The 13222-nt window shown below is 71.2% G+C and carries 15 protein-coding genes; 8 read left to right on the top strand and 7 right to left on the bottom strand.

The window, feature by feature from the left end; all coding sequences use genetic code 11:
- Positions 1 to 148: 148 nt before the first annotated feature.
- Positions 149 to 1105: a CoA ester lyase gene (locus AB0G50_RS17995; RefSeq protein ID WP_360109317.1), complete on the bottom strand. Its 957-nt coding sequence runs from the start codon at positions 1103 to 1105 to the stop codon at positions 149 to 151.
- A 115-nt stretch (positions 1106 to 1220) separates the two neighbouring features.
- Here AB0G50_RS17995 and AB0G50_RS17990 point away from each other — a divergent pair, with 115 nt between their 5' ends.
- From AB0G50_RS17990 to AB0G50_RS17975, 4 genes are read left to right on the top strand one after another with little or no spacing between them, the layout of a single operon-like run.
- A complete protein-coding gene (locus AB0G50_RS17990; RefSeq protein ID WP_360109314.1) occupies positions 1221 to 1556 on the top strand; it encodes a hypothetical protein in 336 nt (111 codons plus the stop codon).
- A complete protein-coding gene (locus AB0G50_RS17985; protein ID WP_360109311.1) occupies positions 1553 to 2395 on the top strand; it encodes an aminoglycoside phosphotransferase family protein in 843 nt (280 codons plus the stop codon). The genes AB0G50_RS17990 and AB0G50_RS17985 overlap by 4 nt, the downstream gene beginning before the upstream one ends.
- Before the next feature lie 9 nt (positions 2396 to 2404).
- On the top strand, positions 2405 to 3658 hold the full coding sequence (locus AB0G50_RS17980) for a CBS domain-containing protein (RefSeq protein WP_360109308.1): 1254 nt from the start codon (positions 2405 to 2407) through the stop codon (positions 3656 to 3658).
- Positions 3651 to 4160: a DUF1003 domain-containing protein gene (locus AB0G50_RS17975; protein ID WP_360109305.1), complete on the top strand. Its 510-nt coding sequence runs from the start codon at positions 3651 to 3653 to the stop codon at positions 4158 to 4160. Before AB0G50_RS17980 ends, AB0G50_RS17975 begins: the two co-directional genes overlap by 8 nt.
- Positions 4161 to 4259: 99 nt before the next feature.
- Here the strand turns inward: AB0G50_RS17975 and AB0G50_RS17970 are convergent, their stop codons facing one another.
- On the bottom strand, positions 4260 to 4709 hold the full coding sequence (locus AB0G50_RS17970) for a MarR family transcriptional regulator (protein ID WP_360109302.1): 450 nt from the start codon (positions 4707 to 4709) through the stop codon (positions 4260 to 4262).
- Positions 4710 to 4871: 162 nt separating this feature from the next.
- Here AB0G50_RS17970 and AB0G50_RS17965 point away from each other — a divergent pair, with 162 nt between their 5' ends.
- Positions 4872 to 6014 carry a P-loop NTPase gene (locus AB0G50_RS17965; protein WP_360109299.1) on the top strand — a complete coding sequence of 381 codons (1143 nt, stop codon included), beginning with the start codon at positions 4872 to 4874 and terminating at the stop codon, positions 6012 to 6014.
- A gap of 226 nt (positions 6015 to 6240) precedes the next feature.
- Here the strand turns inward: AB0G50_RS17965 and tatB are convergent, their stop codons facing one another.
- The 4 genes from tatB to sigE form a co-directional block, all read right to left on the bottom strand.
- Positions 6241 to 6660, bottom strand: a complete 420-nt coding sequence (gene tatB, locus AB0G50_RS17960) for a Sec-independent protein translocase protein TatB (protein ID WP_360109296.1) — start codon at positions 6658 to 6660, stop codon at positions 6241 to 6243.
- A 59-nt stretch (positions 6661 to 6719) separates the two neighbouring features.
- Positions 6720 to 8234, bottom strand: coding sequence for a trypsin-like peptidase domain-containing protein (locus AB0G50_RS17955; RefSeq protein WP_360109293.1), 1515 nt, complete (start codon positions 8232 to 8234; stop codon positions 6720 to 6722).
- Positions 8235 to 8303: 69 nt separating this feature from the next.
- Entirely contained in the window at positions 8304 to 8906 is a 603-nt protein-coding gene (locus AB0G50_RS17950) for a zf-HC2 domain-containing protein (RefSeq protein WP_360109290.1), read from the bottom strand.
- Positions 8903 to 9481, bottom strand: a complete 579-nt coding sequence (sigE, locus tag AB0G50_RS17945; RefSeq protein ID WP_360109287.1) for an RNA polymerase sigma factor SigE — start codon at positions 9479 to 9481, stop codon at positions 8903 to 8905. Before sigE ends, AB0G50_RS17950 begins: the two co-directional genes overlap by 4 nt.
- Positions 9482 to 9702: 221 nt before the next feature.
- Between sigE and AB0G50_RS17940 the strand changes: the two genes are divergently transcribed.
- Positions 9703 to 10329, top strand: coding sequence for an O-methyltransferase (locus AB0G50_RS17940; RefSeq protein ID WP_360109284.1), 627 nt, complete (start codon positions 9703 to 9705; stop codon positions 10327 to 10329).
- Positions 10330 to 10344: 15 nt separating this feature from the next.
- On the opposite strand, the gene glgC is transcribed toward AB0G50_RS17940, so the two are convergent.
- The gene (gene glgC / locus AB0G50_RS17935; protein ID WP_360109282.1) at positions 10345 to 11559 is read right to left on the bottom strand and encodes a glucose-1-phosphate adenylyltransferase; all 1215 of its coding nucleotides are present in this window, start codon (positions 11557 to 11559) and stop codon (positions 10345 to 10347) included.
- 104 nt (positions 11560 to 11663) lie between these two features.
- Here glgC and glgA point away from each other — a divergent pair, with 104 nt between their 5' ends.
- Positions 11664 to 12824, top strand: coding sequence for a glycogen synthase (gene glgA / locus AB0G50_RS17930; protein WP_360109279.1), 1161 nt, complete (start codon positions 11664 to 11666; stop codon positions 12822 to 12824).
- A gap of 127 nt (positions 12825 to 12951) precedes the next feature.
- Positions 12952 to 13222: hypothetical protein (locus AB0G50_RS17925; protein ID WP_360109276.1), on the top strand; the 271-nt coding region annotated here is incomplete at its 3' end.

Here is a 13222-nt window from a genome sequence, read left to right as displayed (position 1 = left end):
AGAACCGTCTCGCGGACCTCCCGGCACGGGTAGGTGACATGCGGACCACCATGCACAGGTGGACCCGCGTGATCGCCAATCCCGGCCCCGACTTGTGGGAATGCTCACCGGTGGGGTCACCTCGTGGTGACCCCACCGGCACACCACGTCACCCCTCGGGCGTCCACACGTCGGTTCGGCTCAACCCCGCCGCGCGGCCCTTGGAGGAGATCACCAGGGCCATCTTGCGGGACGCCTCGTCGATCATCTCGTCGCCCAGCATCACCGCGCCGCGCCTGCCGCCCGCCTCGGACGTGTAGTGGTCGTAGGCGTCCAGGATGTTCTCGGCGTGGTCGTAGTCCTCCTGCTTCGGGCTGAACACCTCGTTCGCCGCGTCGATCTGGCCGGGGTGCAGGACCCACTTGCCGTCGAAGCCGAGCGCCGCGGACCGGCCGGCGACGCGCTTGAAGCCGTCGACGTCGCGGATTTGCAGGTACGGGCCGTCGATCGCCTGCTTGTCGTGTGCGCGGGCGGCCATCAGGATCTGCATGAGGATGTAGTGGTAGGCGTCGCCCACGTCGTAGCCGGGCGGTTGCTCGCCGACGACCAGCGACTTCATGTTGATCGACGCCATGAAGTCGGCCGGGCCGAAGATGATCGTCTCCACCCGGGGCGACGCGGTGGCGATCGCGTTCACGTTGATCAGGCCCAGCGCGTTCTCGATCTGCGCCTCGATGCCGATCCGCCCGACCTCGTAGCCCATGGTCTTCTCGATCTGGGTGAGCAGCAGGTCGAGCGCGTGCACCTGCTCCGCGGTCTGCACCTTGGGCAGCATCACGCAGTCCAGGTTCGCGCCGGCGCCCTCCACGACCTCGGTCACGTCGCGGTAGGTCCACTCCGTCGTCCAGTCGTTGACCCGCACGACCCGCGCCCGCGAACCCCAGCCGCCCTCGTTGAGCGAGGCCACGATGGTCTTGCGCGCGTCCGGCTTGGCCAGCGGCGCGCACGCGTCCTCCAGGTCGAGGAAGACCTGGTCGGCGGGCAGCGTGCGGGCCTTGTCGATCATCTTCTGGCTCGAACCGGGCACAGCCAGGCACGAGCGACGGGGACGCTGCTGGTCGACCACTGGGGGTACCTCCTCGTACCGGCCGGTAACAACTCTCGTCCCGAAGCCTGGCACGCACCGCGGACGCCCGCCATCGGCGTGAGTCACGGCTCACAGGCCGTGGCACGCTGAACCGGTGGAGATCGCACAGGTGCTGGACAACGCGCTGCGCAAGGCCGCGGCGGTGTGGGTGCGACCGGAGGGTCACGAGGCGCGGCTGGTGTGGGCGCTGTGGCGGGACGGCGCGCTGCTGGTGGCCGTCGGCGGCACCGAGCAGCGGGTTCCGGGTCTGGTCGACGGAGTCGCGTGCGCGATCACGGTCCGCTCCCCCACCACCCACTCGCGGCTGGTCGAGGTGACCGCGACGGCCCGTCTGCACTCCCCCGACGAGGACACCGCGCACGCCCTGCGCGCGGCCCGGCTCAACACCACCCCGGTGTGGGAGTCGGTCTACCGCTGGGAGTTCGCGTGATCACCGTTCCGGCCGACTTCGCGGTGTCCCTCGGGCCGGAGGCACTGGCCTGGCGCGCGACGCTGCCCGCGTTGGCCGCCCGGTTCTGCGCCCGCTGGAACCTCACGCCCGACGGCGACGTGCTGCACGGCTTCGTCGCGCTCGTGCTGCCGGTGCGGGCGGCCGACGGGATGCCGGCGGTGCTGAAGCTGACGTTCCTGGACGAGGAGACGCGCGACGAGCCCCGGGCGCTGCGGGCGTGGGACGGCGACGGCGCGGTGCGGCTGTACGACCACGACGACGAGCACGGCGCGCTGCTGCTGGAACGGCTCGACCCGGCGCGGAGCCTGGAGGACGAGCCGATCGACGCGGCGGTGGCGGTGATCGGCGGCCTGATGGGCCGACTGCGGGTGCCCGGCACGGGGTTCCGCCGGTACGCGCCCACGCCGCGACCCGATCCCGTGCTGCCCGCCGACCTGGTCGCCCACGCGCACGAACTCGGCGCCGCGCTGGCCGCCGCAGCCGGCGACACGCTCGTCAACGAGGACCTGCACTACGGCAACGTGCTGCGGGGCGGGCGCGAGCCGTGGCTGGTGATCGACCCGAAACCGCTGTCCGGCGACCCGGAGTACGGCGTGGTCCCGCTGCTGTGGAACCGGTTCGACGAGTACGACGGCCCCCTCGCGCTGCGCGAGCGGCTCGCCGCCGTGGTGGACACCGCCGGGCTCGACCCGGACCGGGCGCGCGGCTGGGCGTTCCACCGCGCGGTCGTCAACCACACGTGGGCGCTCGAGCACGGTGAAGAACCGTTCGCGGCCCGGTGCGCCGCCATCGCGCGGGCGCTGCGACCGCGCGACTAGCCTGATCACGTGTCGTCAGTGAACCGGGTCTTCGCCGCCAAGCTCGCCGGACTGCCCGTGTTCGGGCCGGACGGCGAATCCATCGGGAAGGTCCGCGACCTGGTCATCGGGCTGCGGGTGGACCGGCAGCCGCCGCGGGTGCTCGGCCTGGTGCTCGAACTCGCGACCAGGCGGCGGATCTTCGTGCCGATGCTGCGGGTCGCCACCATCGAGCCCAACGCGGTCGGCCTCGCCACCGGGACCGTCAGCCTGCGGGCGTTCCACCAGCGCACCAACGAGGTGCTGGTGGTGGGCGAACTGCTCGACGCGCGGGTGCGGATGGACTCGGGCGCGACCGCCGTGCTGGTGGACGCCGCGATGGAGCCGACCAGGACCCGCGATTGGCGGATGACCAGGGTCGCCGTGCGCGAGCGGACCGGGCGGCTCGGCAGGCGCGGACCGGTGCAGGTGCTCCAGTGGGAGGAGCTGTCCGGCCTGTCGGTGACGGAGCTCGCCGGGCAGCCGCAGGGCGCGCAGCACCTGGTGGCGATCTTCGAGGCGATGCGCGCGGCGGACGTGGCGCTCGCGCTGCACACCCTGCCGACCAAGCGCCGCTACGAGGTGGCGGAGGCGCTGGACGACGAGCGGCTCGCCGACGTGATCGAGGAGATGTCCGAGGAGGACCAGAAGGACCTCCTCGCGCACCTGGACGACGAGCGCGCGGCGGACGTGCTGGAGGCGATGAACCCCGACGACGCCGCCGACCTGCTCGCCGAACTGCCCGAGGGCGAGAAGGACCGGCTGTTGGAGCTGATGGAGCCGGAGGAGTCCGAGCCGGTCAAGCGGTTGCTGGAGTACAGCTTCGACACCGCGGGCGGCCTGATGACGCCCGAGCCGGTGGTGCTCGCGCCGGACGCGACGGTCGCCGAGGCGCTGGCCCACGTGCGCAACCCGGACCTCGCGGTCGCGCTGGCCAGCATGGTGTTCGTGTGCCGGCCGCCGACGGCCACCCCCACCGGCCGCTACCTGGGCTGCGTGCACATCCAGCGCCTGCTCCGCGAACCGCCGTCCGACCTGGTCGCGGGCGTGCTGGACACGAACATGGCGACCCTGTCGCCCAACGCCTCGCTGTCCGAGGTCACCCGGTACTTCGCGGCGTACAACCTGGTGTGCGGACCCGTGCTGGACGAGACCGAGCACCTGCTCGGCGCGGTGACCGTGGATGACGTCCTGGACCACCTGCTGCCGGACAACTGGCGGGAAACGGGGTTGACCCATGCCTGAGCTGCTGCCACGCCGTCGGCTCGACCAGCCGCGCGAGCCCGGCAGGTTCCGGCTCTCGCTCGACCCGGAGGCGTTCGGCCGGTTCTCCGAGCGGCTCGCCCGGTTCCTCGGCACCGGCAAGTTCCTGTTCTGGCAGACGCTCATCGTGATCGTGTGGATCACGATGAACCTGGTCGCGGTGAGCCTGCAATGGGACCCGTACCCGTTCATCCTGCTCAACCTGGCGTTCTCCACCCAGGCCGCGTACGCCGCGCCGCTGATCCTGCTCGCGCAGAACCGGCAGGACGACCGGGACCGGGTGTCGCTGGAGGAGGACCGCACCCGGGCCGCGCAGACCAAGGCCGACACCGAGTACCTGGCGCGGGAGTTGGCGGCGTTGCGGATCGCGGTGAACGAGGTGGTCACGCGGGACTTCCTGCGCAGCGAGTTGGACCGGGTGCTGCGCAAGACCAAGCGGCGGGCGTTGAAGGACGATCCGCGGTGGGACGACGTGCCGTCGTAGTGCGGGGTGTCGTGGGTGACGGTGTGGTGGATGACGCCGTTGTGGTGGGTGGCGGCGGTGTGGTGGGGCGGCGGTGTGCGGGTGCGGGCTGTTCGGCGGTCAGGCGTCGGGTGGGGGGTGCGGGTCCGCCAGCTTTTCGCAGGACCTGCCGAAGGCCTCCAGTTCCGCGGTGTCGAACACCTCGCCGAAGTGGCGGGCCACGCCGGTCAGGTGGGTGCCGCTGGCGACGCGCAGTCGGTCCACCCCCTGCTGCGTGAGGACGGCGACCACGCCGCGGCCGTCGCCGTCGGCTCGTTCGCGCAGCACGAGGCCGGCCCGTTCCAGTCGGTCGACCAGTCTGGTGACGCCCGACCTGGACAGCAGGACGGCGTCCGCGAGTTCGGTCATCCGCAGGCGGTGGTGCGGCGCCTCGGCGAGTTGCACCAGGACGTCGTAGGCCGCGAGCGACAGGCGTTGCTCGGCGATCAGCTCGGCTTCCAGGATCCGAGTGAGCCGTGCATGCGCCCGGAGGAAGGATCGCCACACCCCCAGCTCGGATCGGGTGGGCAACCGGGCACTTCCGGTTTCCGGCACGGATCGCGATGTTACGGAAAGCACGCGGACGGCTTCGCGCTGCCCCCGAATTCCAGGTGACCAGCCGGTAGCTTGGGGGTGGAGACCACCGCCGTAGCATGGTGTGGAGCCCTACCCCCGTCGATGTAAGGCGATCCCGTGACGCAGCTCGTTCTTCCCTCGGCCGATGACGTGCGCAAGGCGTTGGCCGGCGTGCAGGACCCCGAAATCAAGCGTCCCATCACCGAGTTGGGCATGGTGAAGGACGTCGTGGTGGGCGCGGACGGCGCGGTCGACGTCGGTGTGTACCTGACGGTCGCGGCGTGCCCGTTGCGGGACAAGATCGTGACGGACGTGACGGCCGCGGTGTCCGTGCTGTCCGGGGTGACGTCCGTGCGGGTCGAGTTGGACGTGATGTCGGACGCGCAGCGGACCGAACTGCGCAAGTCGTTGCGCGGCGGGGTCGAGGAGCCGGTCATCCCGTTCGCCCAGCCCGGCTCGTTGACCCGGGTTTACTGCGTGGCTTCCGGGAAGGGTGGAGTCGGGAAGTCCTCGGTCACGGTGAACCTGGCCGTGGCGATGGCGGCCCGGGGGTTGTCGGTCGGTGTCGTCGACGCGGACATCTACGGGCATTCGATTCCGCGGATGCTGGGCACGGCCGATCGGCCGACCCAGGTCGAGAAGATGATCATGCCGCCGCAGGCGCACGGCGTGAAGTTGATTTCCATCGGGATGTTCACCTCCGGGAACACGCCGGTGGTGTGGCGCGGGCCGATGTTGCACCGGGCGCTTCAGCAGTTCCTGGCTGATGTGTTCTGGGGTGATCTCGACGTCTTGTTGATGGACTTGCCGCCGGGGACCGGGGATGTGGCCATTTCGGTGGCCCAGTTGGTGCCCAATGCGGAGATCCTGGTGGTGACGACGCCTCAGCAGGCTGCGGCCGAGGTGGCCGAGCGGGCTGGGTCTATTGCGTTGCAGACTCGGCAGCGGGTTGCCGGGGTGATCGAGAACATGTCCTATTTGGAGTTGCCGGATGGGACCCGGATGGATGTGTTCGGGTCTGGTGGGGGGCGGGCTGTGGCTGAGTCCCTTACTACTGCTGTCGGGGCTGAGGTTCCGTTGTTGGGGCAGGTGCCGTTGGATCCTCGGTTGCGGGAGCAGGGGGATGCCGGGACGCCGATCGTGCTTGCGGCGCCCGAGTCGGTGGCTGCTCGGGTGTTGGTCGAGGTTGCCGGGAAGTTGTCGGTTCGGTCTCGGGGGCTTGCCGGGCGGTTGTTGAACGTCAGTCCCGCTGGGCGATAAAAGCGTAAAAGCGTCCTCGCCGGACGGGCAGCGCCTCCGGGGAGGAAGGGCGTCGTGTTCTCCCCGTATGGCCTGCCAGAGGCAACCACATGCGTCAAGGGGGCAGTTTGTGAGTTTGGGCGGCGGTAGCGCTTAATGCGCCCCCTTGACACATGCGGTTGGGCTGCGCCCAGGCCATACGGGGAGAACACGAGGCCCCAGCTTTAGGCGTGCGCGCCTGCGGCGCTTAAGTTGCGTCGGGGTCGTATGGGGGGCGTTCGCCTTGGTCCAGAGGGCGTTCGCGTTCCCGTTCCCGTGCGCCTTGCGGGCTGGGGGGTGGGGCCTGGGGGTTGTAGGCGGCGGGGTGGCCGTTGGACTTGTCCGGTGGGCGTTTGGCGTCCACGTCGTCCCACAGGTGTTTCGTGATGGCGCGCTTCGGGTCGAAGTTGCGCAGTTCGCGCAGGTCTTCCAGTGGTTTGCGGATGGACTCGAAGTCTGCGCCCATCTCGTTCTTCAGCTGGTCGCGTGCGCCTGTGGCGTACTCGCGGACCTGGCGTATGGTGCGGCCTACCCAGGCCGCTGCGGACGGTAGGCGTTCCGGGCCCAGGATGAACAGGCCCGCAACGATGATGATGAGGATTTCCACCCACCCGACGCTGTCGAACACCCTCGTGTCACCCTCTCGTGCGTCGAAGCGGCCTTCTTCGTCAGCGTAGCCGGGTCCGGCTAGTCGGAGCGGAGGGTCACCTGCACGGTGAGTTCCCTGCCCTGCCTCGCCAGGACGACCGGCACGGTTTCGCCGATCTCGTGGTCTCGGACGGCCACGGTCAGTTCTGCGGCGTTGCGGACCATGCGGTCGCCGACGCGCGTGATCACGTCGCCCTCCAGGATGCCCGCGGCGGCCGCGGCGCCTCCGTCGGGGACGTTCTGGACCTGGGCGCCCTCGGCGGTTTCGGCGGAGGCCGAGCGGACGTTGATGTTCATGTCCGAGTGCTTGACCTCGCCCTTCTGGATCAGGGCCTGCGAGATCTTGCGGGCGGCGTTGCCGGAGATCGCGAAGCCCAGGCCCACCGAGCCGCCCGTTTCGGTCCTGATGGACGAGTTGATGCCCACCAGGGCGCCGGACGAGTCGACCAGCGCGCCGCCCGAGTTGCCCGGGTTGATGGCCGCGTCGGTCTGGATCGCGTCGTAGGTCACCTGCGGGCCGCCGTTCTCGCCGGCCGCCGTCACAGGGCGGTGCAGGGCGGAGACGATGCCCTCGGTGACCGTGTTCGACAACGACAGGGGCGAGCCGATCGCGAGGACCGCGTCGCCGACGGCGAGGTCGTCGGAGTTGCCGAACTGGATCACGGTCGGGTTGTCCACCTGGACCTTGACCACCGCCAGGTCGGTTTTCGAGTCGCGGCCCACGACCTGGGCCACGGCGCGCTTGCCGTCGGTGAACACGACGGTCAGCTTGGCCGACGAGTCCTGCACGGCGGGCGCGACGACGTGGTCGTTGGTCAGCACGTAGCCGGCGCCGTCGATCACCACGCCGGAACCCACGCCCGCGACGTTCGCGCCCTTGAACTCGATGGACACGACGCTCGGCGTCACCCGCTTCGCGATGTCCGCGACCGAGCCGACCGGGCGCTCCTTGCCCGGCTGCACCTCGGCCAGCGTGACGCCGCCGTCGGTGAGGTCGTTGCCCGAACGGCCGAGGAACCAGCCGACCAGGCCTCCCACGCCACCCACGGCCAAGGCGACCACGAGCAGCAGGGTCAGGCCCAGCGGCTTGACGCGGCGGCCGAAGAGGAGTTCCGGGACGCTCAGCTGCGGACCGCGCTCGGCGGGCGGTTCCGACTTCTCCCCGGGCTCCTCGGTCACGGCGGGCGGGCCGATCACCGCGCTCGCGCCCGGGTCGCGCCACGCGTCGCCCGCGGGTTTGCCCTCCCAGAAGACGGGCTCGACCTCGGGTTCGCCGGCGGTGTCCAGCGGCGGGCGCTGGAGGCGGGTTTCCGCGTCGACCCGGCCGAACGCGCTGCTCAGCGCCTCGGGCGGGGGCGGCGAGTACTGGACCGCGCCGTTGAGCGTCGGGCGGTCGGCGGAGAACGCGCCGGGCACGCCGTCCGGGCGGCCGAAGACGTACGCCTGGCCGGGGTCCACGGCGGGCCGGTTCAGCGGGCGGGGTGAGAGCCTGCGGTGCGCCCCGTCGTCAACGCCGGAACGCGGGGTCCCGTTGCCCTGGTCTGGCTCGCTCATCGCTCCCCGAACGTCGTCCTGCCACACGGTTGCGGGGCCAATCGTGCCCGGTGGGCGGTGAAGTCGCCGTCAGCGGCCCAAGCGGTTGTCCGACACCGGCCGGAGCGTGCCCATGCCCGGGTCGTCCACCAGCGACGTCGCGGTCGCCGGCACGGGTTCGCGGGCGGTGCCCTGCGCGGGTGACGGCGCCGGCTCCTCGCTGCCGGGCACCACGAGCGCCAGCGCGCCCAGCATCAACCCGGAGACCACGACTCCGGCGCCCTGGCGGGCGCGCCTGGAGCCGAAGCCGAAGCGGCTGCCGCCGGTGCCGAACGGGCGGCTCTCGCCGAAGGCCGGACCGGCGCCGAACGCGCGGTCGGGCCGCTGCACGGTCACGAACTGGCCGTCCGCGGTCACCGCGAGGCCGTCCGGCGCGCTGGGCAGTTCGACTTCCTGCGGGATCGCGCCCAGCCTGGCCAGCAGGCCGGCGGACGCGGAGGGGGTGTCCGCGGCGCGGACGGCGGACCGCGCCTGCTGCTGCGAGTACGCCTCGGCCGCGCAGAACGGGCACCGTTGCAGGTGCGCCGAGGCACGGCCGTGCGCGGACGCGGTCAGCTCGCCGTCGACGAAGGCGACGACGGCGTCGGGCAGCAGGTGCTGCTCGGACAGTCCCCAACCTCGCAGGTCGGTCATGCAGAGTCCTCCCGAACCAGACCCCGACGGCGTTCCAGTGCGACCCTCAGGGCCTGGCGGCCCCGGTGGATCCTGCTTCTCACGGTACCCAGTTTCACCCCGAGGGTGGCGCCGATCTCCTCGTAGGAGAGGCCCTCCACGTCGCAGAGCACGACGGCCGCGCGGAACTCGGGCGGCAGTTCGTCCAGGGCGGCCTGGAGATCGGGGTCCAGATGGGTTTCCGAGTACACCTGTTCGGGTGATGGGTCGTCGCCGGCGAGCCGGTCCGTGTCCTCGGGCAGGCCCTCCATCCGCAGTCGCGAACGGCGGCGCGCCATGTCCAGGAACAGGTTCGTGGTGATGCGGTGCAGCCAGCCCTCGAACGTGCCCGGCTTGTAGGACGCGAGGCTGCGGAACACCCGGATGAACGTCTCCTGGGTGAGGTCCTCGGCGTCGTGCTGGTTGCCCGTCAGGCGGTAGGCCAGTCGGTAGACGCGGTCGGCGTGCTCGCGCACGACCTCGTCCCAGGTGGGCGGCGTCCAGTCCGCGCTCTCGATGGGCGCGGTGGGTGCGGCGGCGATCGGCTGCGTTGGCATGGGGCGGTGTAGCACCTCCAGTGGGCTGGCTTGCCCTGCTGCACGGTCCAACGTCGCCGGCATGGCTTCGTGTTCCCGTGGGGTCCTGCGCTGGCACCAGCGTGCCCGTCACGCTTATAACCATCGTGAGAGTGGCCTGAGAGCACGCTGAGAAACCACCGGGTTCCCACCTTCATGCCGGCTTCACCCGATTCGCCCCGTCCGGCGTTAACCTTCCGCTTGTGGACGGGGCTCTGCGCGACTACGTGGAGCGCTACCTGCCCGAGGACGGCGTGGTGAAGGCCGCCAGGGCGCGTGGCGTTGAGCTGGGCTGCGTGCCCATCGGGGCGGGCGGCGGCGCCGCGCTGCGGTTCCTCGCGACCGCGCTCCAGGCGAAGGCCGTGGTCGAGGTGGGCACCGGCGCGGGCGTCGGCTCGCTGTACCTGCTCGGCGGCATGCCGGCGGGCGGTGTGCTGACCTCGATCGACATCGAGCCCGCCCACCAGCGGGCCGCGCGGGTGGCGTTCGCCGAGGCCGGCGTGGCGGTGTCCCGGACCCGGTTGATCATGGGCCAGGCGCTGGACGTGCTGCCGCGGCTGACCGACGGCGGGTACGACCTGGTGTTCGTGGACGCCGCCAAGGCGGAGTACCCGCGCTACCTGGCCGAGGGCGTGCGGCTGCTGCGACCCGGCGGCGTGATCGCGTTCGACAACGTGCTGTGGCACGGCCGGGTGGTCGACCAGGCGCGGCGGGACCCGGAGACCACCGCCATGCGCGAGGTGGCGCGGGCGGTGCGGGAGGACGAGCGGTTGGCGCCGGTGATCCTCCCGCTCGGCGACGGGCTGCTGGTGGCGGCCAAGAACCCCTGAGGCCGCCACCGCCCCTCAGTGCGCGGTGACGCCCTTGCCCAGCACCGTGACGCCGCCCGCGGACACCGTGTAGCGGGTGCGGTCGGTGGTGTGGTCGACGCCGATCAGCGCGCCGTCGGGCACCACGACGTTCTTGTCCAGGATGGCGCGGCGCACGACCGCGCCCCGGCCGACGCGGACGCCCGGCAGCAGCACGCTGCCCTGGACCACCGAGCCGGACTCGACCACGACGTCCGAGGACACGACCGAGCCGTGCACGGTGCCGGAGATGATCGAGCCGGGACCGACCATCGAGTCCTCCGCGCTGCCGCCCGCGATGAACTTCGCCGGCGGTAGGGGCGGGGTGGCGGTGCGGATCGGCCACGCCTGGTTGTAGAGGTTGAACACCGGCCGCACGGACACCAGGTCCATGTGCGCCTCGTAGTAGGCGTCGATGGTGCCGACGTCGCGCCAGTAGCCGCGGTCGCGGTCGGTCTCGCCGGGCACCCGGTTGTCGCCGAAGTCGTAGACGTGCGCCCGACCCTGGTCGACCAGCGCGGGGATGATGTCGCCGCCCATGTCGTGGTCGGAGTCCGGGTTGGCCGCGTCCGCGCGCAGCGTGTCCAGCAGCGCCTCTGTGGTGAACACGTAGTTGCCCATGGAGGCGAAGGTGACCTCGGGGTCGCCGGGCACGTGCGGCGGCTCGGAGGGCTTCTCCAGGAACCGGGTGATCAACCCGGACTCGTCGGAGTCGATGCAGCCGAACGCCTTGGCCTCGGCGCGCGGCACGCGGATGCCCGCGACCGTCACGCCCGCGCCGCTCGTCACGTGCTGGTCGACCATCTGCCCGGGGTCCATCCGGTACACGTGGTCCGCGCCGAAGACGACCACGTGCTCCGGGCGTTCGTCGTTGACGAGGTTGAGGCTCTGGAAGATCGCGTCGGCGCTGCCCGTGTACCACCGGGGACCGAGGCGCTGCTGCGCCGGCACCGGCGTCACGTACTGACCCAGCACATTGGACAGCCGCCAGGTCGTGGAGATGTGCCGGTCGAGCGAGTGCGATTTGTACTGGGTGAGGACGCACAGGCGTACGAAGCCTGCGTTCACCAGGTTGGACAAGACGAAGTCGACGAGCCGGTAGTTCCCGCCGAAGGGCACCGCGGGCTTGGCCCGGTCGGCGGTCAACGGCCACAACCGTTTGCCTTCGCCACCGGCGAGGACAATTCCTAGAACATGCGGTTGCCCCTTCACAGCAACGACCCTAACGGGGCACGACCGCGCCCACCAACGCCAACGCAACGCGGACTCACGTTGTTCACCCGGGCGGCCCGGTGCCCGGGGTTACGGTGGTGCGCGTGCGAATCGGACTGCTGACACGGGAGTACCCGCCGGAGGTCTACGGCGGAGCGGGGGTGCACGTGGGTTTCCTCGTGCCGAGGTTGCGCGAACTGGTCGACGTGGACGTGCACGCGTTCGGCGGGCCGCGCGCGGACGCCCGGTCGCACAACCCGGCGCCGGGGCTGGAGACCGCGAACGCCGCGCTGGCCACGCTCTCGGTCGACCTGGAGATGGCGGCGGCCGCGGCGGGGGTCGACCTCGTCCACTCGCACACCTGGTACGCGAACATGGCGGGCCACCTGGCGAAGCTGCTGCACGGCGTGCCGCACGTGGTGACGGCGCACTCGCTGGAGCCGCGCCGGCCGTGGAAGGCCGAGCAGCTGGGCGGCGGCTACCGGGTCTCGTCCTGGGTGGAGCGGACCGCGTACGAGGCCGCGGACGCGGTGATCGCGGTCAGCGAGGGCATGCGCGCGGACGTGCTGGAGTGCTACCCGGCGCTCGACCCGGCGCGCGTGCACGTGGTGCGCAACGGCATCGACACGGCCGCCTACCACCCCGCCGAGGAGACGGACGCGCTGGTCGCACACGGTGTGGACCCCTCGAGGCCGATCGTGGCGTTCGTCGGCCGGATCACCCGGCAGAAGGGCGTCGGGCACCTGGTGGCGGCCGCGCACCGGATCGCGCCGGAGGCCCAGATCGTGCTGTGCGCGGGCGCGCCGGACACCCCCGAGATCGCCGAGGAGACCCGGGCGGCGGTGGCCGGGCTGGCCGCGGCGCGACCCGGCGTGTTCTGGATCAGGCAGATGCTCCGGCCCGACGAGGTGCGGCAGATCCTCAGTCGCGCCACGGTGTTCGTGTGCCCGTCGGTGTACGAGCCGCTGGGCATCGTGAACCTGGAGGCGATGGCCTGCGGCACGGCCGTGGTCGCCTCCGACGTCGGCGGCATCCCGGAGGTCGTGGACCACGGCACCACCGGGTTGCTCGTGCACTACGACGAGCGGGACGTGGAGACCTACCGGGCCGGGTTGGCGGACGCGGTGAACGAGGTGCTGGCGGATCCGGCGAAGGCGCGCGCGTTCGGCGCGGCGGGTCGGGAGCGCGCGGTGCGGGACTTCTCGTGGGCGACCGTCGCGGAGCAGACGGTCGCGGTCTACGAGGCGGCGGCTCGACATTTCTGAACCGTTCCCTGAACACTTCTGAACCACACCCAAAATGATGGTGTGATGTGCGTCTCCCCCGGAAGAGTGCAACCCATTCGAGGGTCCAGCCCCTTTAACCCAGTGGGAAACAACTACTGGGGGTCACATGCGGTGGCTTGTTGTCGCATTGGCGATCGCGTTGACCGGGTGCGGCGCGGCGCCGTCGGTCGGCTCCGCGCCACTGCGGCTGACGATCGGCGGCGCGACCGTGCTCGACCTCGCCGGGTTGCAGACCCGCGCGGAGGCCGAGGTCGGCTACACGCTCGACTTCGGCTACGCCGCGCGGGTCTCGAAGGACCCGGTGACCTGCTGGTTCGCCCGGACCGACCTGGAGACCGAGGTCGACACGCGGCTGTGGTGCGGCCCGGTCCAGGTGC

The organism is Actinosynnema sp. NPDC020468 (assembly GCF_040642015.1).
In the GTDB taxonomy this organism is placed as follows: Bacteria; Actinomycetota; Actinomycetes; order Mycobacteriales; family Pseudonocardiaceae; genus Actinosynnema.
The sequence above is the reverse complement of the archived record's forward strand: the minus strand, read 5'-3'. Positions and strand labels throughout refer to the sequence as shown.

Excerpts from the sequence above, each read along its gene's own strand:
- AB0G50_RS17950 (WP_360109290.1), bottom strand. The coding sequence starts at position 8,906 with ATGACCGACCTGCGAGGTTGGGGACTGTCCGAGCAGCACCTGCTGCCC.
- AB0G50_RS17955 (WP_360109293.1), bottom strand. The coding sequence starts at position 8,234 with ATGAGCGAGCCAGACCAGGGCAACGGGACCCCGCGTTCCGGCGTTGAC.
- AB0G50_RS17975 (WP_360109305.1), top strand. The coding sequence starts at position 3,651 with ATGCCTGAGCTGCTGCCACGCCGTCGGCTCGACCAGCCGCGCGAGCCC.
- sigE (WP_360109287.1), bottom strand. The coding sequence starts at position 9,481 with ATGCCAACGCAGCCGATCGCCGCCGCACCCACCGCGCCCATCGAGAGC.